The organism is Methylomicrobium sp. Wu6, assembly GCF_035916875.1.
Lineage (GTDB): Bacteria > Pseudomonadota > Gammaproteobacteria > Methylococcales > Methylomonadaceae > Methylomicrobium.
This window is the reverse complement of sequence record NZ_JAXUHN010000091.1, coordinates 1-23,213: the sequence shown is the minus strand read 5'-3', so window position 1 is coordinate 23,213 and position 23,213 is coordinate 1. Positions and strand designations below refer to the sequence as shown.

Below are 23,213 nucleotides of genomic sequence, written 5' to 3'. Positions count from 1 at the left end.
AAGATGGATCATTCAATGATGGACCATGCGGCGATGGGGCATGACGCGATGCACGGCATGGCCGAGGTCGCCTACGCGGCCGGCGGCTTCGATTACACGCTTGCCTTCATCGCCGGCTTTTTGGGCAGCGGCCATTGCCTCGGCATGTGCGGCGCGCTGGTGTCCGGCTATTTCATGAATTCGGGCAAGCAGCGCTCGTATTGGCCGTATCTGATGTATCAGGTTTCGCGCATCTCGGTCTATGGCCTGATAGGCGTCACCGCCGCGCTGCTCGGGTTCGTGCTGGTGTCCGGCGGCCTGTTCGGCAAAATCCAGAGCATCTTGCAGATGCTGATCGGCATCGTGGTGATCGGCCTCGCCTTCGGCATTCTGGGCTGGCTGCCCTGGCAGGGCTCGATTCGCTTGCTGCCCGCGCAATGGCTGCGCAAAGGCTATGCAACCTCCAGGCAACAAGGCCCGCTAGGCGGCGCGATGTTGGCTGGTGTGTTGAACGGCATGATGCCATGCCCATTGACCTTTGCAATGGCGGTCAAGGCGACCACCGCGGCGAGCGTTCTCGAAGGCGGCTCGCTGATGCTCGCGTTCGGCGCCGGCACCCTGCCGATGATGTTGTTCATCAGCCTCGCCTTCGGCAAGATCAAGGCGAACATCCGCGGCCTAATGTACAAGGCCGCGGCGATGATCATGGTGGTGATGGGCATCAACACCTTCTACCGTGGGCTTGGTTTTTATCTGGACCAACATTTCAAGCATCACAATCACTATCTGATGATGCAGGCGTGGGTAAACGAGATGATCGCTTATCTGCACCAGTTGATCGCCTATTTTGGCGATTTGGTCAACAATATTCAAAATATGTAGATCGCGCGCCTAGCCTCAGGCAGGCTGAGGCATGTAGGCAGAAGCACTCCCGACAATCGGCTGATGCGGCTCAGATCATTTAAACGGGGCGTTTATTAAGCGGCATCTCCTAACTATGCCTCTTATCTTATTCGCTTGCATGCGGGCGATGGCATGGCCAGGCTCTAACCTGTTACGAGTCATTCGACGTCGGCAACCGATAATTTTCCGCAACCTCTGATGCATCAATTGTATGCAATAGTTCGCATTACCAAAACATTATTTGCAGTAGGTAAGGCTGTCTGAGGCATGCCGGACATACCGCGCATCACCCATAATGTATTGAAAACATAGCTTTTTGCCCTTTCTCTGCGGCAGCATTGCGTCGACAATGTTGCCCTGCACGGAGTCGCCTTTTCCATCGCTGATTTGCACGGCTTCCGTCAAGTTCATGCAAAAACATTATTTTGCGTTATCTTTGTTATCAGTCACGCAGTGATGCTCGAATTCATCCGCCCTTTTGACACACGTTGCTTCCCTGCTATTCGTTGAATAAAAAGCTCGAGAATTTCTTTAGGTTTTTCGGCAGGGCAAGCATATTTAGTGTGTTGAAAAAAGCATCCTGTGCTGGTCATGCCGGGCTATCCGTGCGGAGAACCGGATAAACCGGCGAATCATTCTATACGTGGGGACGATAACACATGACTGGAGAAAACCCGATGCAAGACATTTTTCGACGAGTTCCCGGCCGATTGCTGCAACATTCCATGCAGGTGCTGTATGTGTTGGGCGGAGCGGTGACCATCGCTTATTTGATGATGGCCTTCGGGATTCGCGATCAGCAAGGCAATCTGGCGCGGGTTAAAGCGAGCGCTGAACAAGCGGAAACCGTTCAGACGATCAACCTGGGTTTGATCAGGAAAGCCATCGCGGATGACAGTAATGCCGCGTTTGCCAGCGACGAAAAGATTCTCGGCGGCCTCGACCGGTTGGAACAGGCGCATGCCGCACCGGGCGCGAATCGGAACAAGTCCTTGGATACGCTGCTGAAGGACTATACCGCGGCCGCCAAAAAGCTGCAAAAGATCCCGGCACAGCAATTGAGCAGTCACCATCCTGAGCTGAGTCAATTGCTTGACTCTTTGTCTCCTCGTTTGTTGCAGGAAATGCGCAGCGTCGGTTCGCTACATCTGCGGCAAAGCGAATCCATGCTCGGCGATACCGCGAACAAACAGCACTGGATGTTTGCCGTTTCGCTCGGTTCCTTGGTGATGATCGGCGTCTTGTTGTTGCAGCCGTTACTGAAACAATTGCAGGAAAGCGCATTGCGAATGCGGCAGGAAAAAATTCTGGCGGACAAGGTGATCGATACCGCGCAGGTCCATATTTTCGGTCTGGATGCGGACGGCAACGTGGTGCTGGCGAATCGCCATGCCGAACTGCATAGCGGCTGGGGCGGCGACGAAATCAAGGGCTGCGGTTTTTTTGAGCGTTTTATTCCGGCCGATCGGCGGCATGAATTGCAGACGCTGTTTAACGGCATGATGTCAGGCGCGATCGGTACGCGGGCTCAAATCGAAGCGCCCATGTTGGTTTCTTCAGGTAAAAAAATGCCTATGGTGTGGGAAATGACGGTGATCGAAGAGCCCGCCTCCGGAAAGCCGGCCATGTTTCTGATCACCGCGTCTGAGGCTTTCGAGCGCAAGCCGGCTGGGGAACGGCCTGCCGCCAAAGTGCTGCAATTCAACGCCCGGATGTCGGAAGAAGTCCTGGCGGCTGGGGATGATCCGCTGAATCGCGGCATCGGAAACAGCGAAGCCGGCAATATTATTCGTATGCCGGAATCCCTGTACTGCCGCAGCGAGAGTCCGGTTGCCCAGGCGGCGAAGGACACCATTGCATTTTTTACTGAAGACGGTTATTCCGGTTTTCCCGGACACTTTGATCAGGATCGTATTTGCCGGATTCTGCCTCGGCATAACGAGTTTTGTAATAAGCTGGGCTGGAACCGTCTTTTGAACCAGCATAACGAATCGCTCGATGACGATTTGTATGCGCTGATGCCCGGCAAGTCCGAATATCGACATTTCGAATTGAAACATACCGATCACGATACTTCCGTTGCCGAATCCGTTTATGCCTGGCTTAGGGAAAAGGATAATCTGTCGAACGATATTCTCGACGCCTTGTTGGCCGTGCTGGACGAAATGATCGAAAACAGCTTGTACTCGGCGCCCCGCGACAGCAGCGGAATGCCATATTATGCTAAAGGCGAAGCGAGGGAATTGTCGACATTTGAGGAAATCAGTGTTGATGTCGCGCGGGGCGGCGATATTCTCGGGCTAATGATTACCGATTATTGGGGAACCTTGACGCCCGGCATTTTTTTCAAGAGTTTGGCGCAGGCGATGGAAGAAGGTATTGAAGCCAGGGAAAACGGCGCCGGTCTCTACATGATTTGGCTGCTGTCCGATTATTTGCAGATTCGCGTGCATCCGCAAAAATGTACGCAAGTGACTGTGTTGTGGGATTTGAATGGCGGCTTCATCGATCGCAATGTAGACGCCGGTTTACAGTTTTTGTATCACAATGACTATGAAGCGCCTTATCAAATGCGAGCCAAAATTTAAATGAAAAGGGGGGCGTTGGCTCGCCCTTCTTACTACTAGGCACCTTCGCCCTTCTCCTCATCGGCATTCGCCATATCCGAAATTTCCTTCAACATGGAAATGGCTTTGGCGTTAATGCTGTTTTCCGGATAATTACCGTCATGATCGACCGTGCCGGCCAGTTGGCCGGTCAGTAATTCGAGCGTTTCATCGACGCTCGACACCGCATAAATGGCAAACAATCCTTGCGCGACCGCATCGATCACGTCCTGCTTCAGCATCAGGTTGCGTTTGTTAGCGGCGGGAATGATCACCGCATGATGGCCGTCCAGGCCGCGCGCCTTGCAAAGCCTGAAATAACCCTCGATTTTTTCGTTCACGCCGCCGATCGCCTGCACCTCGCCGTATTGATTGATCGAACCGGTCAATGCAAACGACTGTTTGATCGGCGTGCGGGTCAGTGCCGAAATCAGGCAGCACAGTTCGGCCAGCGAGGCGCTATCGCCGTCGATTTCACCGTAGGACTGCTCGATCGCGATGCTGGCCGAAATCGCCAGCGGAAACTGTTGCGCGTAGGTATGGCCGAGATAGCCGGTCAGGATCATCACGCCTTTCGAGTGGATCGCCAGGCCGAGTTCCGCTTCGCCTTCGATATCGACGATGCCGCGCGAGCCCGGATACACGGTCGTGGTGATCCGCGCCGGCGCGCCGAAGCTGCTGCCGCCGATTTCGAGCACGGTCAGACCGTTGATCTTGCCGATCGCTTCGCCTTCGGTATCGATCAGGATCGTGCCGTCGAGCATTTCTTCGAGCATGATCTCGGCGATGCGGCCATTACGGAATTCGCGCGCGGCCAGCGCTTGTTCGATCTGTGCTCGGTCGATGCGGTCAAGATTCGCCTTCATGCTGAATAGATTCGCCTCGCCGATGATGTCGAGCGAATCGGTGATGTGCGCGGAAAAGTGATGCTGATTTTCGGCCAGTCGGCAGCTGTGTTCGATCAACGCTTCGATCGCGGTCCGGGTCAACGGTTTCGCGCCGGAATCCCTCGCATGACGGTTCATTAACAGAGCGAACTGCTGCATTGTGCTGGCATCGCGCGCAATGTAACTGTCGAAATCGGCCAGGATTCTAAACATTTCGTTGAATTCGCTGTCCAGTTCCTCGAGCAGATAATAGATGTGCCGGGAACCGACCAGAATCACCTTCACATTCAGCGGAATCACTTCCGGCTTCAGGGTAATTGTATTGATGCCAATATCCGAATAGGGTGATTCGATTTCGATTTTTCCCGCCTGCAGTGCGCGTTTCAAACCTTCCCAGACGAATGGGTAGTTCAGCATTTTTTCCGCATCGAGAATCAGATAGCCGCCGTTCGCCCGGTGCAAGGAGCCCGCGCAGATACGCCGATAATTAGTGACTAGCGTGCCCTGTTCGCTGACATACTCGATACGTCCGAACAGGTTTTGATAGATCGGATGCGGTTCGTGAATGACCGGCGCGCCGTGTTCGATCTTGTTGTCGACTAGGATATTCGGCGCATAGAGTTCGGTTAGCACCAGCTTCCGATTCGCAAATTCGCGGGGATCAACCGTCCGTCCCGGCATCAGATATTCGGGAATCGTGCTGCGCAGATTTTTGTCGATTTCGGCGAGATAAGTGATCACATCATCGATATTTTGGTATTTGTTGTTCAGTTCGGCGAACAACGGCTCAATCGCCTGACTGATCGTGTCGTTATCGAGCTGCTTGATCTTTTCGACCAGCGCCCTCCGCCATTGCGGCAATTCGAGCAGCACATCGCTCAAATATTCCTCAAGCTCCTCGACCTGCTTGTGAAAGATGTCGCGTTCGGCCTGCGGCAATTGCGTGAACTGATTGTCGTCGAGCGCTTTGTTGTCGCGGATCGGCGCGAACGAAATCTGTTCGCTTTCCCGGAACAGCGCAATGCTCATCGACAGCGCTTTCTGATCGACAAGATCGATCGCATTGTTGTAATACTGGTTGAAATGGCGCTCGATTGCGGTCTTTTTTTGTTGATAAGTCGGGCCTTCGAAGGCGGCCGGGAAGGTCGCGAGCAGATTGTCAATCAATTGTTCGATGTCAGCGCTGAATGTCGCGCCATATTCCGGAGGCAATTCGATCGCGACCGGCTCGCGCGGATTCTGAAAATTATCGGCATAGGCATAGGACGACGGGGCCGGTTGCTTTTCGGCGAGCGCGTCCAGATGCTGGCTGATCATCGACAGTCGACCAAGGCCCGGCTCGCCCATTACATAAATATTATAGCCGTGACGAGTCATCGCGACGCCGAACTCGAGCGCCGATTGTGCCCGGGCTTGCCCCAGTATCGGCGCATGCCGCACAGACGATGCCTGTAGGTCGACGCCGGTCAGATCGATATGCAGCTTCAGTGATTCGACAGCCAGTTTGGAGACAGTGGTCATTAAGCGTTCGGATGAAATCTAAAGAAAGAACCGGCCATTCTACCATTTTTCATGACCGTATCGAAAAACACCTCAGCCTACTTCAGGCAAGACGCCTGGCTCTTGATTTATCGAAAGCCGAGTCAGGGCATTTAGAGTACAATCGATGTGGAATTGGGTAGTCAAGGCCTTTATGATGATCAGGTAATGTGTATGCAAAAGACCAAAACCACGATCGACGGTAACGAAGCCGCCGCCACGATCGCGTATTTGACCAGTGAAGTAATTGCGATTTATCCGATAACGCCGGCGTCGCCGATGGGCGAATTGGCAGACAAGTGGGCGTCCGAGCGGCGCAAGAATCTTTGGGGCACGACGCCGAGCATCATCGAAATGCAGAGCGAAGCGGGAGCGGCCGGCGCTATACATGGCGCCCTGCAGAACGGCGCGCTGGCAACCACGTTCACCGCGTCGCAAGGCTTGTTGTTGATGATTCCGAACATGTACAAAATCGCCGGGGAACTGACTCCGGCGGTGTTCCATGTCGCGGCCAGGTCGCTGGCGAGCCAGGCGCTGTCGATCTTTGGCGATCACAGCGATGTGATGGCCGCCAGATCCACCGGTTTTGCGTTTCTGGCGTCCAATTCGGTGCAGGAAGCGCAGGATTTCGCGCTGATCGCACAGGTCGCGACGCTGGCGGCGCGGATACCTATCGTACATTTTTTCGACGGCTTTCGGACCTCGCATGAAATCGTCAGCATCGAGCCGATAGCTCTGGAAACGGTGCGTGCGCTGATCGATGATCAATTGATCGAGGCGCACCGGCGGCGAGCCTTGTCCCCGGAGCATCCGGTTCTGCGCGGTTCGACGCAGAACCCGGACATCTATTTCCAGGCGCGCGAAACGGTCAACCCTTACTATCAAGCGATGCCCGGCATCGTTCAGGACGCGATGGACCGCTTTGCAGAATTGACCGGCCGCCGCTACCGGCTTTTCGAATATGTCGGCCGCGAAGACGCCGAAAAGGCGATCATCCTGATCGGTTCGGGCTGCGAAACGGTCGAGGAAACGGTCGAGCATCTCGTGGCGCGCGGCGAAAAAATTGGCCTGATCAAAGTCCGGCTGTTTCGGCCTTTCTGTGCCGAGGCCTTGCTGGAAGCAATGCCGAAGACGCTGCGCGGTATTGCTGTGTTGGACCGCACCAAGGAAGCCGGTGCGGACGGTGAGCCTTTGTATAAGGACATACTGACCGCGCTCGCACAAAATGCGATGAGTGCCGAGCCACGCTTCGCCACTTTGCCGAAAGTGATCGGCGGCCGTTACGGACTGTCGTCGAAAGAATTCACGCCCGGCATGGCCAAGGCCGTTTTCGACGAACTTGACAATCCGCAGCCGAAAAATCAGTTTACGATCGGCATCGATGACGATGTCAGTCATACCAGTTTGCCATGGGATGCAAGTTTCCGCACTGACATCTCGAAACAGGCGGTCAACGCGCTGTTTTACGGATTGGGCAGCGACGGCACGGTCAGCGCGAACAAGAATTCGATCAAGATCATCGGCGACAAGACGCAGGGTTACGCGCAGGGCTATTTCGTTTACGACTCGCGCAAATCCGGAGCGGTGACCGTGTCGCATCTGCGCTTCGGCAAACAAAAAATCCGGTCGACTTACCTGATCGGCAACGACGAGGCCGGTTTTGTCGCCTGCCATCAGTCGGTGTTTCTGGAGCGTTACCGGATGCTCGACAAGGCTGCTACGGACAGCGTATTTTTGCTTAATTCGCCGCTGCCCGCCGGTCAGGTCTGGTCGTCGCTGCCGCGGTCGATGCAGGCCGCGATGATCGAGAAAAAGATCGCGTTTTATACGATCGATGCGTATGCGATCGCCGAGGCTTCAGGACTCGGGCGCCTGATCAACACGATCATGCAAGTCTGTTTTTTCGCGTTGATCGAGATCATTCCGAAGGATGAGGCAATTGCCGCGATCAAGGCGGCCGTGCAAAAAACCTATCAGAAGGCCGGCCAACGGATACTCACGGCTAATCTGAACGCGATCGACGCGGCGCTGGCCAATCTGCACCGCATTGCGGTGCCGGGCGACGCTACCAGCCAACTCGAAATCCCTACTCCGGTGCCGGACTACGCTCCCGAGTTCATCAAAAATGTGACCGGCGAAATCATCGCCGGCCGGGGCGATGCGGTGCCGGTCAGCTTTTTAACGGCCGACGGTACCTTTCCGACCGCGACCTCGGTTTGGGACAAACGCAATCTGGCGCTCGAAATTCCGGTCTGGGAAAGCGACCTCTGCACGCAGTGCGGCAAATGCGTGTTCGTCTGCCCGCACAGCGTGATCCGCAGCAAGGTTTTTGCACCGGAACAGGTCAAAGACGCACCTCAGACGTTCAAATGGGTGCCGGTCAAGAGCAAAGCGTTCGAGAATCTGTTGATCAGCTATCAGGTCTCGCCGGAGGATTGCACCGGTTGCAGCCTGTGCGTGGACGTCTGTCCGATCCGCGATCCTTTGAAGCCGGAGCGCAAGGCGGTCAACATGGCCCCGCAGCCGCCGCTGCGCGAACAGGAAAGCGTCAACTGGCGGTTTTTCGAGAGCATCCGGGATTTCGAGCGCGGCGCGCTGCATCACAACAAGATTCCGGAGGCGATGCATCTGCGTCCTCTGTTCGAGTTTCCGAGCGCCTGCGCCGGCTGCGGCGAAACGCCTTACATCAGGCTCGCGACGCAACTGTTCGGCGACCGGATGGTGGTCGCGAATGCGACCGGCTGTTCGTCGATTTACGGAGGCAATCTTCCGACCACGCCGTGGAGCCGGAATAGCGAGGGCAGGGGGCCGGCCTGGGCGAATTCCCTGTTCGAGGACAATGCCGAATTCGGTCTCGGCATGCGGATCGCGATCGACAAGCAGAAGGAATATGCGGAGGAGTTGCTGGTAGGTTTCCGGGGCGAGATCGGCGCGGAGCTGACCGACGCGATCTTGAACGCCGATCAGAGCGGCGAGGCGGGGATTTACGAACAGCGCGCGCGGGTTGCAGTATTGAAGGAACGATTGAAAGCGCTAAACAACGATGCCGCGGCGCGTCTGCTCGGCGTCGCCGATACGCTGGTCAAACGCAGCGTCTGGATCATCGGCGGCGACGGCTGGGGCTACGACATCGGCTACGGCGGCCTTGATCATGTGCTCGCGTCCGGACGCGACGTGAACATCCTGCTGCTCGATACCGAGGTGTATTCGAATACCGGCGGCCAGATGTCGAAAGCGACGCCGCGCGGCGCGATCGCGAAGTTTGCGGCCGGCGGCAAATCGACTCCGAAGAAAGACCTGGCGCGGCTGGCGATTGATTATGAACAGGTCTATGTCGCGCAGGTCGCCTATGGCGCGAAGGATACGCAAACCCTGCGCGCGTTCCTGGAAGCCGAGTCGTATTCGGGCACCTCGCTGATCATCGCCTACAGTCCCTGCATCGCGCACGGCGTCGATTTGTCGAACAATCTCCGCCAGCAGGACATGGCGGTGCGCAGCGGGCATTGGCCGCTGCTCCGCTACGATCCGCGCCGGGAGCGGGAAGGCAATAATCCGTTGCAGCTCGACAGCCAGAAACCGTCGCTGCCGTTCCGCGATTATGCGCTGACCGAGGCGCGCTTCAGCCTGCTCAGTCGGACCCATCCGGAAGATTCGGAACGATTCTTGCAGCAATCGCAGCAGGACGTGAACGCGCGCTACCGCCATTACCGCGAACTCGCGGATAAGGTTTTCACGAAGACGGGGGATGCGCCAAGCCATGCGGCCGGCAAGCCCGCAAACCCAGGAGAAAAAGCATGAGCGGCATTGATTTAAGCACCGACTATCTGGGCCTGAAACTGACCTGTCCCCTGGTCGCCTCGGCCTCGCCCCTGTCGCGCAGTCTCGATTCGGCAAAGAAGCTCGAAGATGCGGGGGCCGGAGCGATCGTGATGTATTCATTGTTCGAGGAAGAGCTGCGGCAGCAGGAAGAAACAGCGGCCCGGTTTCTGATTAACCAAAGCATCGGGCATGTCGAGGCCGACAGCTTTTTGCCTGTCGACAGCGGCTACCAGCACGGTCTCGACCAGTATCTGGAGCAATTGGCCAGGCTCAAACAGTCGTTGACCATTCCGGTGATCGCGAGTCTGAACGGCGTGTCGCTGGACGGCTGGGTCGAACACGGCAAAGCGCTGCAGGAGGCCGGCGCCGATGCGCTCGAATTGAATGTATATTATCTGAGCGCCGACATTGACGAATCCGGCGTCGAGATCGAGGCGCGTTATCTGGAGCTTTTAAGCGAACTGCGCCGGCAGGTCTCCATACCGATCGCGATGAAATTGTCGCCATATTTTACCGGTCTCGCGCATTTCGTGAAGCGGCTCGAACAGGCCGGAGCCGATGGTGTCGTGCTGTTCAATCGTTTTTATCAGCCCGATATCGATCTGGATAATATGCAAGTCACTTCGCAGTTGCAATGGTCGCGTTCCGCCGATAGCCAATTGTCATTGCGTTGGGTCGCGCTGTTGTACGGCAAGGTCAAACTGTCGATCGCGACGACCAGCGGCGTGCGCACCGTCGAGGATTCGTTGAAGCTGATCCTGGCGGGTGCGGACGCGACGCAATTGTGCTCGGTCTTGCTTGAGCACGGACCGGCCTATCTCGGCACGATCAAAAACGGCTTGCGGGATTGGCTGATCCGGCATGAAGTAGCATCGCTGCATGAACTGAAGGGACAACTGAGCAAGCAACGCTGCGCGAATCCCGGCATTTTCGAGCGCTCAAATTATCTGAATCTGCTCGATAGTTACAGCCGGGCTCCAGGCGTGAGAAGTTGACACCTGCCTTTGCCGCGGAACCTTGCTGAAAAGGCCATTTCTAATCATGACAATAATTTTCCATTTTTCGATTAGCAGAGAGATACGCCATGAACGATACGATGCAGCAAGTTGAAAAAGAAGTCCGTGAGACTGTCGAATCCGGAGTCGACATTTACGAACGGGTTAGAAGCATTACGCTGAAGGCTTTGACCGAACGGACGCTGGATATCGACAACATCAAGGACGTGATGGAATCCGTGCTGAAAGGCATGAGCGACGGCTTGAGCCATCACTACGATCCGGCCAAACACGCATTCAAACAATCGACCGAGGCGCTGGACGACGCCCTGACAAAAACCGCCGAAGCCTCCAAACTGGCGATCGAGGAGGCGGCGGCGAATGTGGATGAGTTTTCCAGCCACGATTTCAAGCGGGCGGCCGAAGATTTGAAAAGCCTGGAGGGATTGTTTCTCGATACGATCGAAACGGTTGGCCGGCACAGCAATGAGACCGCATCCAAAATAGCCAGGGATTTTCTCTCCCATGCACGGGCGAACGGCACGGCGGTCGGAAAGCAAAGCCAAATCATTCTGGAGGGCCTCGATAATCTCAGGATTTCCGGACAACAAGCCGTGATGACCGGCGCAGCGGTAACGACTTCGGCGCTGGCGAAAATAGCCTCCGGGTTTTTGGCGGGGATCGCCGAGAGCCTCAATCCTGAAAAGCCTCGCAAATAGAAATAGAGATTAAAACATAAATCCATGTTGTGGGAATTGATCAATGCGGCCAAGGACTTAAGCCGGGCTCAGGATGTTGCGACGGTGCTGATCCGTTACGGTTTCGGAGGGCTCGTGCATGCGCTCGGCGTCGGGCGCGCGCTGGAACGCCTCGGCAAAACCTTGCATTGGCAACGCGTCGAGGAATATGCGGTTCTCGATACCCCGCACCGGGTACGGCGCGTGCTGGAGGATCTCGGGCCGACCTTCATCAAGATGGGGCAGATTCTCGCTACCAGGATGGATCTGTTTCCGCCGCCTTATATCGCGGAATTCGAAAAGTTGCTGGATGAAGTGCCGTCGCTTCCATTCGACGAATTGATTCCGCAGTTGCAGGAAGACATCGGCGGCGATATTGACGAAATCTTCCTGGCTATCGACCGTGAGCCGCTGGCCGCAGCCTCCTTGGCGCAAGTGCATCGGGCCATTCTTAAGGACGGCACCCCGGTAATCCTGAAGATTCGCCGGCCCGGCATTCGCCGTATCATCGAGGCCGATTTGAGGCTGTTGAATCGGGTCGTCGAAGTGATCGAGACCGATGTGCCGGAACTCCGCCGCTATCATCCGCGCGAGATTTTTCGGCAGTTTTCGCAATCGCTCCGGGGCGAGCTCGATTTTGCCGCGGAAGGCCGCCACGCCGAACGGGTTGCCGGCAATTTGGCCGCCAACCAGGACATCAAAATTGCCGCCATCCATTGGGAATTGACCGGCGAACGGCTGAATGTGCAGGAATATATCGAGGGTATTCCAGGCCGGGATCTGGCTGCTTTGGATCGGGCCGGATTGGACAGAAAATTGCTCGCCGAACGCGGGGCCAAGGCCGTATTGAAAATGATCATGGAAGACGGTTTTTTTCATGCCGACCCTCACCCCGGGAATGTGTTTTATCTGCCGGATAACCGGCTTGCCTTCATCGACTTCGGCATGATGGGACGGCTGACCGAAGAACGTCGCGGACAGGTGATTACGTTTTTATACGGCATGGTCAACCGGATGCCGATGAAAGTCGTCGAAATTCTCGAGGACTGGTCCGGAGTGATCAAGACCGATGAGCAGGCTCTGGCGATCGAAATCGACGCGTTTGTCGATCAATACAGTTCGCGTTCACTGAAGGACTTAAGTCTGCAAATGATGCTGGGCGATCTTTTGGCGATCCTGCGCGATCACAATTTGACGCTGCCGCCGGATCTGGCGTTATTGATCAAGGCCTATGTCACGCTCGACGGTTTCGGCCGCCATCTCGATCCGGATTTCAATACGCTGGTGTTTGCCGCGCCCTATCTGCAACAATTGATGGCGGACCGCTACCGGCCGGATGTGATGGCAAAGCGCGGCTGGCGCAATCTGATCGGCATCGTCGATCTGTTGTCCGCATTTCCGAAAGAACTGCACCAGTTGCTCAGAGCCTCCCGGAAAGGCGCGATCCAGGTCGATATCAACGTGAAAGGTATCGGCCAGTATGTCGACAAGATCGACGTGGCGATCAGCCGGCTGACGATGGGCATCGTGACCGCCGCGCTGATCATCGGCACCTCGATCATCATGACCGTCAAAGGCGAAAACGCAATCCTCAGCCTGCCGGTTTTGGGGTTCTTTGGTTACATCTTCGCCTTTCTCGGCGGCCTCTGGCTGCTGTTTTCGATCTGGCGCAGTAATAAGGGCAGTTAGGAAGGACTTAAAGGTTGCTTGATTTCCTCCATGCCCTTCTTTGTGAATCTAAAAGTTCGTGTAGAAATCAAACATGCTGCGGAATGCTTGTTCCTGGCGTGAGTGGCAAAATTTGACGAATTAGAATTGGCTGTCCGGCTAATTTTCGCTTAGCGTCAAGGGGATTTCTGTCGCGTTCTTCGCGGCGATTTTGAAGCCGCGCATTTCGAGTATGCCTTTGGTATTCAATGAAATGATCAGATACAGCGCTTCGGGATAGGCCGCCTGTTCGAGGTCTGTCGATGATGGGCGCGCGGGTGCGGCCGGGTGCGAATGATAGATCGCAAAGAGTTGTTCGTCCTGATCGCGCATTGCGGCCATCGCGGCGATTTGCTGTTTGGCGTCGAGCAGAAAGCGCTGTTCGGGGTGATCGGCAACATTTGAGACCGGATAGCAGGTCGTCGGGACGCCGTTTTTGCCTCCGACCAGTCCGCAAATTTCGGCGTCAGGAGAGTTTTGGGCGATGTGCAGTAATTGTTGGGCGAGTTTGCGCGGGATGTGGATTTCTTCTTGTGCGTGCATGGCGAATTCAAGCTAAAGGTGAAAGGGACAAGGCGAAAGGGATATTGCTTCAGCTTTTTGCCTTTCGCCTATCGATTTCTTCCATACGTTGCCCGGGGCCGCCCGGACAAATCTTTATAAGTTTGCACGCTATCATAACCCAAATTCCGAAAAATCGACTGCACGGCGTGTTCCTGATCGTAACCGTGTTCGACCAGGAGATGGCCGCCGGTTTTCAGGTAAGGACGGGCGTCGCTTGCAAGCGTTTGAATGTCGGCGAGGCCCTGGTGCGGCGCGGTTAGCGCGGATCTGGGTTCGAAGCGCAAATCGCCCTGATCGAGGTGGCTGTCGTTTTCGGCGATATAAGGCGGATTGCTGATTACTAGATCGAATTTTTCCGGCGGCGCCGAGGCGAACCAGTTGCTATGAATGAAGCGAATACGATCGGCTTGATGTTCTGATGCATTGTGTTTGGCGATCTTCAGCGCGGCTAGGCTCAAATCGGTCGCGGTCACTTCGGCATTCGGCAACTCCTTGGCCAGCGTGATCGCAATGATGCCTGAGCCGGTGCCGAGGTCGATGAGTTTCGCCGGTTGATCTTTCGGAAGCAGGGTCAGGCTGATTTCGATCAGGAGTTCGGTTTCGGGGCGCGGAATCAGCACGTCGGGGGTAACCTGAAAGTCGCGCGACCAGAATTCGCGGCGTCCGGTCAGATAGGCGATCGGCGCACCTTGATGCCGTTGCTGAAGCAACGCATTGAAACGCTCGATTTGATCCGCCACCGGCTCTCGGTCCGGCCAGGCGCGAAGATATGACCTGGGCTTGTCCAGCGCGAGGCTCAGCAGGATTTCCGCATCGAGCGCGGCCGAGTCGGAACCGGCAGCGAGTATGGCGACCGCATCCCTGAGTAACGTTGCTATCGTGGTCATCCGGCTTAGTCTTCGCCCAGTTGGGTCAGAAGTTCCGCTTGATGCTCGCTGATCAGTGGCTGTACGACTTGTTCGAGACCGCCTTCCATGATGTCGTCGAGTTTGTAAAGGGTCAAGTTGATGCGGTGGTCTGTCAGGCGGCCTTGCGGGTAGTTGTAGGTGCGGATGCGCTCGGAGCGGTCGCCTGAGCCGACCTGCAATTTGCGCGCTCTGGCCTGTTCGGAACTTTGCTTTTCCTGCTCCGCGGCAAGCAGCCGCGATTGCAGCAGCGACATTGCGCGGGCGCGGTTTTTGTGCTGCGAACGTTCGTCCTGGCATTCGACCACTACGCCGGTCGGAATATGGGTAATCCGGATCGCCGATTCGGTTTTGTTGACGTGCTGACCGCCGGCGCCCGACGAGCGGTAGGTGTCGATACGTAGGTCGGCCGGATTGATATCGATCGCATCGACTTCATCGATTTCGGGCATGATCGCGACCGTGCAGGCCGAGGTATGGATGCGGCCTTGCGATTCGGTTTCGGGAACGCGCTGTACCCGGTGTGTGCCGGATTCGAATTTCAATTGCGAATATACGTCGCGCCCGGAGACGCGCAGGATGATTTCTTTATAGCCGCCATGCTCGCCGGGGTTTTCGCTGATCACTTCGGTTTGCCAGCCCTTGCGTTCGGCATAGCGCTGATACATGCGGGAAAGATCGCCGGAAAAAATTGCCGCTTCATCGCCGCCGGTGCCGGCGCGTACTTCGAGAAAGATATTGCGGTTATCGTTCGGATCCTTCGGCAGCAACAGGATCTGCAGTTCGTGTTCGAGTGCTTCGATCAGCGCCTCCGCGTCGCGGATTTCCTCGCGAGCCATCTCGCGCAGTTCCGGGTCGCTGTCATTGGCCATGTCCTGGGCGGATTGGCGCTGCGTTTGGGCCTGTTCATAACGCCGAAAGCAATCGACCAGGGGGCCGATCTGTGCGTATTCCTGGCTCAATGAGCGCTGCTGCTTTTGATTGTTTTGAACTTCTGGTTGGGAGAGGAGGGAGGCGATTTCTTCGTAACGTTCGCTTAGATTTTCCAGTTTGAGTTTGATGGAGTCTTTCATTGAGAGTGTTGTAATTTCAGAATTTCGCGAGCCGCGGCGATCAGGTCGTGTCTTTCGTTTTCGGCAGCGGCTCTTATTTGCGCGCTCGGAGTATGAATCAGCTTGTTAGTCAAGCTATGGGCCAACCGGTTCAATGCTTCTTCGGGCGGCGCGCCATTTTTTAACATGGCGAGCGCTTTTTGCAAAGCTTCTTCTCTAATCTGTTCTGCCTGCCGGCGATAATCCTGAATCGTCGTCTGGGCGCCTTGCGCGCGCAACCAGGCCAGAAAATTGCCGACCTGCGTGTCGATGATCTCCTCGGCTTGCTCGGCGGCCTGGCGGCGAGAATTCATGTTTTGATCGATCGTGTTTTTCAGATCGTCAACGGTGTAAAGGTAAACGTCCCGGAGTTGTTCGACTTCCGCTTCGATGTCGCGCGGCACGGCTAGATCGACCATGAACATCGGTTTGTGTTTGCGTTTTTTCAGTGCACTCTCGACACGGCCTTTGCCGAGGATAGGCAATTGGCTGGCGGTCGAGGAGATCACGATGTCGGCTTCTTCCAGATGATTCGGCAGTTCCGATAAGGCGATCGCAAAGCCGTTGAATTGCATCGCCAACGTATGCGCCTTATCATAGGTGCGGTTCGCGATGATGATGCGCCCGATGCCTTGCTGTGTCAGGTGTCGGGCGGTCAGTTCGATGGTTTCGCCGGCGCCGATCAACAGCGCGGTTTGATCGCTGAGGCTGTCGAAAATCTGCTGCGCCATTTGCACTGCGGCAAAGGCGACCGAAACCGGGCTCGAGCCGATCGCAGTGTCGGTGCGGACTTTCTTCGCTGCACTGAAGGTCGATTGAAACAGCTTGCCGAGTTGTTTGCCTATCGTGCCGGCTTCGAGCGCGGCCTGATAGGCGGTTTTCATTTGTCCGAGAATCTGCGGTTCGCCAAGAATCATCGAATCCAGTCCGCTGGCGACGCGGAACATGTGGCGGATTAATTGGGTGTCGGTATGGCAATATAAATACGGCGCGAAGTCGGCGGGGCGGATATCTCGGCTGCTGGCGACCCAATCGACCAATATCTGCCCGTCCGGCGAATCGGTCGTGCAATAAAACTCGGTGCGGTTGCAGGTAGACAGGATTGCCACTTCACGGATTTCTTGGAGGCGCGCCAGTTCCTGTAAGGCCGAATCCAGTATTTCGGTAGGGAAAGCCAGGCGTTCGCGGACCGCAAGCGGGGCGGTATTGTAATTGAGTCCTACGGCAAGAAGCGTCATGGTTTTATCGATAATTTCAAACGGCGGCTGCCGGATTGAGCTTTACATTCATTCGTGTGTCTATGCAGATGTGATTAGCGTATTTTACTTGAGCCGATAGGAATAAATTTAGATGCGTGAATCATCCGATTTTCCTTATAATCTTAGGCCTGACGAATTATAGGACGTTTTTGTGTTAATTTTTAGATTGTTTGCGGTGTTAGCCCTTATTCTACTCAATGGTTGCGCCAGCTCGCCAGAAAAACCGCAAGAGCCCGTGACGCCGGCAGCTTCCGCTCAGTCGATCAAAAAAGAACTCCCGAAACAAAGCGAGGCGAAAACAGAAATCGACCAGGACGTACTGTTTATGCTGATGTCGGCGGAGATTGCCGGTCAGCGCGGGCAGTACGAACTGGCCTATGAAGGTTATATCGAAGCGGCTAAGCGGGTCAAGGATCCGAAGCCTGCCGAAAGGGCGGCGATGATCGCGATGTATCTGAAGGATGCGAAAAAATTAAAAAAGTCGCTGGCGTTATGGCTAAAAAAGGAGCCGCGGAATCTTACCGCGAGAAAACTCGCGGTATTGACCAGCTTGAAGGATGGGGACCAACAAAAAACGCAGGAACATCTGGCCGCAATTTTGGACAGCGATCCGGCCGGTTTCGAGAGCGCGGTGCTGGAAATTGCAAACGCACTCCAAAGCGAAGGCAAGCTGCCGGTCGTTTACGACTCGCTGGAAGCGTTGTCGGTCAAGAAACCGGATCAGGCGATCATTTATTATCTCCAGTCGATCATCGCGATGCAGATGAAAAATCAGGATCTTGCCGAAAAAAAGGTCGAGCAGGCGTTGAAATTTCAGCCTGATTGGGACAAGGCGTTGGCTTTCCAGGCGCAGATTGCGGTATTGTCTGGCGATTTGCCGAAAGCGGTTGGCTTGTTGCGCAACGTCCATCTGAAATATCCAGACAATCAAAAAATCAGCAAAATGCTGACGCAGCTGTTGATCAAGACCGGTGAGTACGATGAGGCAGGCAAGGTCTATCAAGCACTGGTTGAAAAAGATCCGAAGGATTTTGAAAGCTGGCTCGCGTTGGCTCTGGTGGATATGCAGTTGGATCGGGACAACGAAGCCGAAAGGATTTTGAAGAAACTGCTTGATGAAAACGAATGGCGGGAGCAGGCTAGGTTTTACCTCGGCAAGCTGGAGGAAAAGCGCGATAACATTAAAAAAGCACTGAACTGGTATGATCAGGTTAGAGCGGAGCCTTTCAATTTCGAGGCGGGCGTCGCCGCGGTCAATCTGCTCGCGCATGACAAGCAGTATGATGAAGCTATTTCGCGTTTGGAGTCTATGCAAGACAGTTTTCCAAAGGAAAGGATCCGTATTACGCTGATGAAGGCGGAATTGCTGAATCAGCAGAAACATTATCAAGAAGCCTATGATGTCCTGACTGCGGCGCTTTCTGAGCAGCCGGACAGCAAGGAGTTACTCTACACTCGTGCATTGCTCGCCGAGCGGATCGACAAACTGGATGTGCTGGAGTCCGATCTGAAAAAAATTCTCGCGCAATCCCCGGATAATCCGGAAGCGCTAAATGCGCTTGGTTATACGCTGTTGAGTTTTCCAGCGCGTCTGGACGAAGCCGAGAAATATTTGCTGCATGCTTTGAGACTGCAGCCTAATGAGCCGGTTATTCTGGATAGCTACGGATGGCTGTTGTTCAAGCAGGGTCATGCTCAAAAAGCCTTAGAGTATCTGCAGCGGGCTTATGCGAAACAGAGAGAAAACGAGATTGCTGCACATATCGCCGAAGTGCTCTGGGCCTTGGGGAGAAAAGACGAGGCGAGACAGTTGTTCGACAAAGCTATTAAGGCTGCGCCGGATGACGAATATTTGCTCGATTTCAAGCAAAGAATATTGAACCGCGCGGAATGATCGGCCTGATCGCGTATTGATGATGCAGAACGAAATCTATTGCTCTTCCGATGTTGGATGGAAAGGGTTCGCGCGGGTGCAGGAAAAAGCAAAATGGCTGCTTTGCGCGGCGTTAGCGGCCGCACTGCCGGGCTGTGCTCTATTCACTGCGGTTCCGCCCGAAATATCTTATTCAAAAGCTATAAATCAGGAGCTATATCGCCTGGAGCCGTGGTCGTTGGAAGGCCGGGTTGCATTGACGGGCGAGCGCGATTCCTGGACTGCCGATCTGGCCTGGGCGCATCAGCGTGATGACGAACAAATCAAGTTGTCGGGGCCGTTGGGGCAGGGGGCTGTCATGATTCATCTGGCCGGCAATGTCGTCACGGTGGCGCAGGGCGACGGCAAGGTCGAGTCGTCTGGCGATCCCGAGGGTTTCATCAATCGGCAATTGGGCGTGTTTGTGCCGGTCGCTTCGCTACGTTACTGGGTGCTCGGTCTGCCTGAGCCCGGTCAGGATGTGGAAGACGCCGATAGCGGCTTCAAGCAGTCAGGCTGGACGGTTGCGTTCCAGGCAATGCAGCCGGTCGGACAGTTGCTGTTGCCGCGTAAAATGTCGGTCGCGAATGACCGAGTCAAATTAAAACTGATCATCGATCAATGGACTCTCAATGGCAGAAATGCACACTAATTTGTCGGCATGGGCGGAGAAATGGCCCGCGCCGGCAAAATTGAATTTGATGTTGCGTATCATCGGGCGACGCGCCGATGGCTATCATCTGTTGCAGACGGTATTTCAGTTCATCGATTTGTGCGACTGGATCACTTTTCATCCGATCTGTGAAGATCGGGTCAGTCTTTTTCGAACGCTGCCAGGCGTGGCGGAATCGGATGATTTGACGGTGAGGGCGGCGCGATTGCTAAAAGCTGAGACCGGTTATGCAGGAGGGGTTGCGATCGAAGTCGAAAAAAAATTGCCGATGGGTGGCGGATTAGGTGGCGGTAGTTCGGACGCTGCAACGACGTTGGTGGCGCTGAATCATTTATGGGGGCTAGGTCTGCCGATAAAGCGGTTGATGCATCTTGGCTTACGGTTGGGCGCCGATGTGCCGGTCTTTGTGTTCGGTCAGGCAGCCTGGGGCGAGGGTGTTGGCGAGCTGCTGGAGCCGATTCGAGTGCCTGAATGCTGGACTGTCGTAATCCGTCCGGATTGCCATGTGAATACCGGAGAAATTTTTTCGGATAAAAACTTGACACGAGATAGTAAATCAATCAAAATGGCCGACTTTATCGCCGGGCAATGTCAAAACGATTGTCTAGATGTTGTGGGTCGGCGTTATAAAGCAGTTGGGGAAGCTTTGATTGCTTTGTCCGAATTTGCGCAAGGCAGGCTGACAGGGACAGGGGCTTGTGTGTTTGCGCAGTTTAATTCGGAGCAGTCCGCGAAAAGCGCATATCAGGCGCTTGCAGGCAAATGGCAATGCTATTTGGTCAAGGGGCTTAATGAGTCTCCTTTGTATGCGAAGCTGCGGGCTGTAAAAAATATTTCATAATTATTGGGTCGTCGCCAAGCGGTAAGGCACGGGGTTTTGATCCCCGCATACCAAGGTTCGAATCCTTGCGACCCAGCCATTTTCCCGCATCAAGTCGAGTTCATTTTAGGAGTGATAAAAAATGAATGAATCCGCAATGATGGTGTTTTCCGGAAATGCCAATCTGGCTTTATCAGAAGGTATTGTAAGAAAGCTCAATATGCGGCTCGGTTTGGCGAGCGTGGGTCGATTTAGCGACGGAGAGGTCGCTGTCGAAATTGGAGAAAACGTCCGCGGCAAGGATGTTTTTGTTATCCAGCCGACCTGTTCGCCGAATAATGAAAACTTGATGGAGTTGTTGGTGATGATCGACGCGTTGAAGCGGGCGTCGGCATCAAGAATCACTGCGGTGATCCCTTATTACGGCTACGCCAGGCAGGACAGGCGGACTCGCTCGGCGCGGGTGCCGATCACCGCGAAGCTGGTTGCGAAAATGATCGAGCAGGCGGGTGCGCATCGTTTGTTGACAGTCGATTTGCATGCTGACCAGATTCAAGGTTTTTTTGATATTCCTGTTGATAATGTGTATGCCTCGCCGATTTTGTTGGGTGATGTATGGCGACAGAAATATCATAGATTGATGGTGGTGTCGCCCGATGTTGGTGGGGTTGTAAGAGCGCGGGCGTTAGCCAAAAGGCTCGATGATGCGGATCTGGCGATCATCGACAAGCGCAGACCGAAAGCCAATGTCTCCGAGGTGATGCACATCATTGGCGATGTTGATGGGCGCAGTTGTGTTCTGGTCGATGATCTTGTTGATACGGCGGGCACCTTGTGTCATGCGGCGAAGGCGTTGAAAGACCATGGCGCAATCAAGGTGGTTGCGTATTGTACGCATGCCGTGTTGTCGGGGGCGGCTATCTCGAATCTCGAGCGCTCAGTCCTGGATGAGTTGGTGGTGACCGATACGATTCCTTTGCGGCCCGAGGCTGAGGCGCTGGGGAGAATCAGGCAGCTTAGCGTCGCCGAGTTATTAGCTGAAACGATCAGGCGCATTGCGGTCGGTGAGTCGGTCAGTTCGCTGTATGTCGATTGATAGAATAAAGTTTTGCGCGTTGAAGCGCGGGGTTAAGAAAAATGTCTAACGTATTTGAATTTGTTGCTCAGGCTCGTGGGCAGTCGGGAAAAAACGCGGCAAGAAATGTGCGTCGCCAGGGCAGTGTGCCGGCGGTGATATACGGTGGTCATCAAGACCCGCAAATGCTGGTTTTGAATCATAATGAAGTGATCAAGCATCTTGAGCATGAGGCGGTTTACTCTCATATTCTCGATGTCACGATTGATGGTAAAACCGAAAAAGCGGTTTTGAAGGGCGTGCAGCGTAATCCGGCAAAATTCCAGGTCATGCATCTCGATTTCATGAGAGTTAGCATGTCCGAAGCAATCAAGGTGCATGTTCCGTTGCATTTCATCAACGAAAGCACCTCTGTTGGCGGCAAAAAAGGCGGCGTTGCGGCGCATTCCCTGGTTGATGTAGAAGTTTCGTGCTTGCCGGGTGTATTGCCTGAGTTTATAGCGGTTGATCTGGCTAAGCTGGATGTTGGGGGGTCGATTCATCTTTCGGATCTCGTATTGCCTGCGGGCGTCGAGATTGTGGCGTTGGCTCAAGGTCCCGAGCATGACTTGCCGGTTGTGTCGATGATGGCTGGTAAAGCAGGTCAAGACGAATCGGCTGTCTGATTGAAAAAGTGATAAAGCTTGTTGTTGGTTTGGGAAATCCAGGGCGGCAATACGAGAAGACCCGGCACAATGCCGGGTTTTTGTTTGTGGATTATCTTGCGCGCGAGTGCGGGGTGGCGTTCACGGAGGTGGCCCGGTTTTTTGGTGAGGTTGCAGAGTGTAAGGTCGCGTCCGAAAAACTCTTGCTGCTGAAGCCGGCGACCTTTATGAATCGAAGCGGTCAGTCGGTTGGTGCGCTGCTGAAGTATTATAAATTACAGCCGGAGCAATTGCTGGTTGTGCATGACGAGCTTGATTTCAATCCGGGCGTCGTCAAGTTGAAGAAAGACGGTGGTCATGCCGGTCATAACGGTTTGCGCGACATCATTGCGCATTTGGGTACGAAAGATTTCTATCGTTTGCGATTGGGAATAGGTAGGCCTCCAGCAGGGAAGGCGGTTGCTGAATTTGTGTTGTCCGCGCCGTCAAGGCAGGAATCGGATTTGCTGGATGCTGCGATCAAAACCGGGCTAGATTTTGTGCCGCAATTGGCGGCGGGCGAAATCGACGCGGTAATGAACAGGATTAATGCATAGGACTGGTTTTTTTAGGTTATCTGCTTAATCTTTTCTTGACAGGGTGTTTTTAATAAAAGATAATGTGCGACTAACTCGTTATCGGAGAGGTTCCCGAGCGGCCAAAGGGATCAGACTGTAAATCTGCCGGCTCTGCCTTCGGAGGTTCGAATCCTCCCCTCTCCACCAACTTTTTTTGAAGTTCTGCGGGTGTAGTTCAATGGTAGAACTCCAGCCTTCCAAGCTGATCACGTGGGTTCGATTCCCATCACCCGCTCCAAAAAAGAATTCTGTGACGCTGCCCATATAGCTCAGTAGGTAGAGCACTTCCTTGGTAAGGAAGAGGTCACCGGTTCAAATCCGGTTATGGGCTCCAGATATTTGAATGTTTTTAAAGGTTTATTCACATGGCCAAAGAGAAATTTTCCCGTAGCAAGCCACACGTTAACGTCGGCACCATCGGACACGTTGACCACGGCAAAACCACATTGACGGCAGCGCTGACCAAAGTTATGGCGGAATT

General features: G+C 54.6%; 18 protein-coding genes and 4 tRNA genes. 17 read left to right on the top strand and 5 right to left on the bottom strand.

Features of this window, described 5'->3' with window-relative positions:
* The first annotated feature begins 3 nt into the window (after positions 1-3).
* Both U2W12_RS16645 and U2W12_RS16640 read left to right on the top strand, forming a co-directional pair.
* Positions 4-861, top strand: coding sequence for a sulfite exporter TauE/SafE family protein (locus U2W12_RS16645; protein ID WP_326501816.1), 858 nt, complete (start codon positions 4-6; stop codon positions 859-861).
* Between the two features lie 698 nt (positions 862-1,559).
* Positions 1,560-3,470: a PAS domain-containing protein gene (locus U2W12_RS16640; RefSeq protein WP_326501815.1), complete on the top strand. Its 1,911-nt coding sequence runs from the start codon at positions 1,560-1,562 to the stop codon at positions 3,468-3,470.
* Positions 3,471-3,505: 35 nt separating this feature from the next.
* Here U2W12_RS16640 and U2W12_RS16635 read toward each other — a convergent pair whose 3' ends face one another.
* Positions 3,506-5,896: an ATP-binding protein gene (locus U2W12_RS16635; RefSeq protein ID WP_326501814.1), complete on the bottom strand. Its 2,391-nt coding sequence runs from the start codon at positions 5,894-5,896 to the stop codon at positions 3,506-3,508.
* Between the two features lie 192 nt (positions 5,897-6,088).
* Between U2W12_RS16635 and nifJ the strand changes: the two genes are divergently transcribed.
* The 4 genes from nifJ (at position 6,089) to U2W12_RS16615 (ending at position 13,154) form a co-directional block, all read left to right on the top strand.
* Entirely contained in the window at positions 6,089-9,712 is a 3,624-nt protein-coding gene (gene nifJ / locus U2W12_RS16630; RefSeq protein WP_326501813.1) for a pyruvate:ferredoxin (flavodoxin) oxidoreductase, read from the top strand.
* Positions 9,709-10,728: a dihydroorotate dehydrogenase-like protein gene (locus tag U2W12_RS16625; protein ID WP_326501812.1), complete on the top strand. Its 1,020-nt coding sequence runs from the start codon at positions 9,709-9,711 to the stop codon at positions 10,726-10,728. Before nifJ ends, U2W12_RS16625 begins: the two co-directional genes overlap by 4 nt.
* Before the next feature lie 89 nt (positions 10,729-10,817).
* Positions 10,818-11,447 carry a DUF6781 family protein gene (locus tag U2W12_RS16620; RefSeq protein ID WP_326501811.1) on the top strand — a complete coding sequence of 210 codons (630 nt, stop codon included), beginning with the start codon at positions 10,818-10,820 and terminating at the stop codon, positions 11,445-11,447.
* Between the two features lie 24 nt (positions 11,448-11,471).
* The gene (locus U2W12_RS16615; protein WP_326501810.1) at positions 11,472-13,154 is read left to right on the top strand and encodes an AarF/UbiB family protein; all 1,683 of its coding nucleotides are present in this window, start codon (positions 11,472-11,474) and stop codon (positions 13,152-13,154) included.
* Positions 13,155-13,292: 138 nt separating this feature from the next.
* Here the strand turns inward: U2W12_RS16615 and U2W12_RS16610 are convergent, their stop codons facing one another.
* From U2W12_RS16610 to hemA, 4 genes are all read right to left on the bottom strand, one after another.
* Positions 13,293-13,715, bottom strand: coding sequence for a M67 family metallopeptidase (locus U2W12_RS16610; RefSeq protein WP_326501809.1), 423 nt, complete (start codon positions 13,713-13,715; stop codon positions 13,293-13,295).
* 68 nt (positions 13,716-13,783) lie between these two features.
* Positions 13,784-14,623, bottom strand: coding sequence for a peptide chain release factor N(5)-glutamine methyltransferase (gene prmC / locus U2W12_RS16605; RefSeq protein WP_326501808.1), 840 nt, complete (start codon positions 14,621-14,623; stop codon positions 13,784-13,786).
* A gap of 5 nt (positions 14,624-14,628) precedes the next feature.
* On the bottom strand, positions 14,629-15,714 hold the full coding sequence (gene prfA, locus U2W12_RS16600; protein WP_326501807.1) for a peptide chain release factor 1: 1,086 nt from the start codon (positions 15,712-15,714) through the stop codon (positions 14,629-14,631).
* A complete protein-coding gene (gene hemA, locus U2W12_RS16595; RefSeq protein WP_326501806.1) occupies positions 15,711-16,970 on the bottom strand; it encodes a glutamyl-tRNA reductase in 1,260 nt (419 codons plus the stop codon). Before hemA ends, prfA begins: the two co-directional genes overlap by 4 nt.
* A 172-nt stretch (positions 16,971-17,142) precedes the next feature.
* On the opposite strand from hemA, the gene U2W12_RS16590 reads away from it, so the two are divergent.
* The 11 genes from U2W12_RS16590 to U2W12_RS16540 form a co-directional block, all read left to right on the top strand.
* On the top strand, positions 17,143-18,885 hold the full coding sequence (locus tag U2W12_RS16590; RefSeq protein ID WP_326501805.1) for a tetratricopeptide repeat protein: 1,743 nt from the start codon (positions 17,143-17,145) through the stop codon (positions 18,883-18,885).
* 19 nt (positions 18,886-18,904) lie between these two features.
* Entirely contained in the window at positions 18,905-19,555 is a 651-nt protein-coding gene (gene lolB / locus U2W12_RS16585) for a lipoprotein insertase outer membrane protein LolB (RefSeq protein ID WP_326501804.1), read from the top strand.
* Positions 19,536-20,417: a 4-(cytidine 5'-diphospho)-2-C-methyl-D-erythritol kinase gene (ispE, locus tag U2W12_RS16580; protein WP_326501803.1), complete on the top strand. Its 882-nt coding sequence runs from the start codon at positions 19,536-19,538 to the stop codon at positions 20,415-20,417. The genes lolB and ispE overlap by 20 nt, the downstream gene beginning before the upstream one ends.
* 4 nt (positions 20,418-20,421) lie before the next feature.
* Positions 20,422-20,496 (top strand) — tRNA-Gln (locus U2W12_RS16575).
* A 57-nt stretch (positions 20,497-20,553) separates the two neighbouring features.
* Entirely contained in the window at positions 20,554-21,492 is a 939-nt protein-coding gene (locus U2W12_RS16570) for a ribose-phosphate diphosphokinase (protein WP_326501891.1), read from the top strand.
* A 41-nt stretch (positions 21,493-21,533) separates the two neighbouring features.
* On the top strand, positions 21,534-22,136 hold the full coding sequence (locus U2W12_RS16565; protein ID WP_326501802.1) for a 50S ribosomal protein L25/general stress protein Ctc: 603 nt from the start codon (positions 21,534-21,536) through the stop codon (positions 22,134-22,136).
* Positions 22,137-22,144: 8 nt separating this feature from the next.
* On the top strand, positions 22,145-22,711 hold the full coding sequence (gene pth, locus U2W12_RS16560) for an aminoacyl-tRNA hydrolase (RefSeq protein ID WP_326501801.1): 567 nt from the start codon (positions 22,145-22,147) through the stop codon (positions 22,709-22,711).
* Between the two features lie 83 nt (positions 22,712-22,794).
* A tRNA-Tyr gene (locus U2W12_RS16555) sits at positions 22,795-22,879 on the top strand.
* 17 nt (positions 22,880-22,896) lie between these two features.
* A tRNA-Gly gene (locus U2W12_RS16550) sits at positions 22,897-22,970 on the top strand.
* 20 nt (positions 22,971-22,990) lie between these two features.
* Positions 22,991-23,066, top strand: a tRNA-Thr gene (locus U2W12_RS16545).
* Positions 23,067-23,097: 31 nt separating this feature from the next.
* Positions 23,098-23,213, top strand: a 116-nt coding sequence (locus U2W12_RS16540; RefSeq protein ID WP_326498850.1) for a GTP-binding protein, incomplete at its 3' end; no start/stop codon positions are given.

Bases quoted from the DNA above. Each gene is read 5' to 3' on its own strand.
- U2W12_RS16645 (WP_326501816.1), top strand. From the start codon at position 4: ATGGATCATTCAATGATGGACCATGCGGCGATGGGGCATGACGCGATG.
- U2W12_RS16640 (WP_326501815.1), top strand. From the start codon at position 1,560: ATGCAAGACATTTTTCGACGAGTTCCCGGCCGATTGCTGCAACATTCC.
- U2W12_RS16635 (WP_326501814.1), bottom strand. From the start codon at position 5,896: ATGACCACTGTCTCCAAACTGGCTGTCGAATCACTGAAGCTGCATATC.
- nifJ (WP_326501813.1), top strand. From the start codon at position 6,089: ATGCAAAAGACCAAAACCACGATCGACGGTAACGAAGCCGCCGCCACG.
- U2W12_RS16625 (WP_326501812.1), top strand. From the start codon at position 9,709: ATGAGCGGCATTGATTTAAGCACCGACTATCTGGGCCTGAAACTGACC.
- U2W12_RS16620 (WP_326501811.1), top strand. From the start codon at position 10,818: ATGAACGATACGATGCAGCAAGTTGAAAAAGAAGTCCGTGAGACTGTC.
- U2W12_RS16615 (WP_326501810.1), top strand. From the start codon at position 11,472: ATGTTGTGGGAATTGATCAATGCGGCCAAGGACTTAAGCCGGGCTCAG.
- U2W12_RS16610 (WP_326501809.1), bottom strand. From the start codon at position 13,715: ATGCACGCACAAGAAGAAATCCACATCCCGCGCAAACTCGCCCAACAA.
- prmC (WP_326501808.1), bottom strand. From the start codon at position 14,623: ATGACCACGATAGCAACGTTACTCAGGGATGCGGTCGCCATACTCGCT.
- prfA (WP_326501807.1), bottom strand. From the start codon at position 15,714: ATGAAAGACTCCATCAAACTCAAACTGGAAAATCTAAGCGAACGTTAC.
- hemA (WP_326501806.1), bottom strand. From the start codon at position 16,970: ATGACGCTTCTTGCCGTAGGACTCAATTACAATACCGCCCCGCTTGCG.
- lolB (WP_326501804.1), top strand. From the start codon at position 18,905: ATGATGCAGAACGAAATCTATTGCTCTTCCGATGTTGGATGGAAAGGG.
- ispE (WP_326501803.1), top strand. From the start codon at position 19,536: ATGGCAGAAATGCACACTAATTTGTCGGCATGGGCGGAGAAATGGCCC.
- U2W12_RS16570 (WP_326501891.1), top strand. From the start codon at position 20,554: ATGATGGTGTTTTCCGGAAATGCCAATCTGGCTTTATCAGAAGGTATT.
- U2W12_RS16565 (WP_326501802.1), top strand. From the start codon at position 21,534: ATGTCTAACGTATTTGAATTTGTTGCTCAGGCTCGTGGGCAGTCGGGA.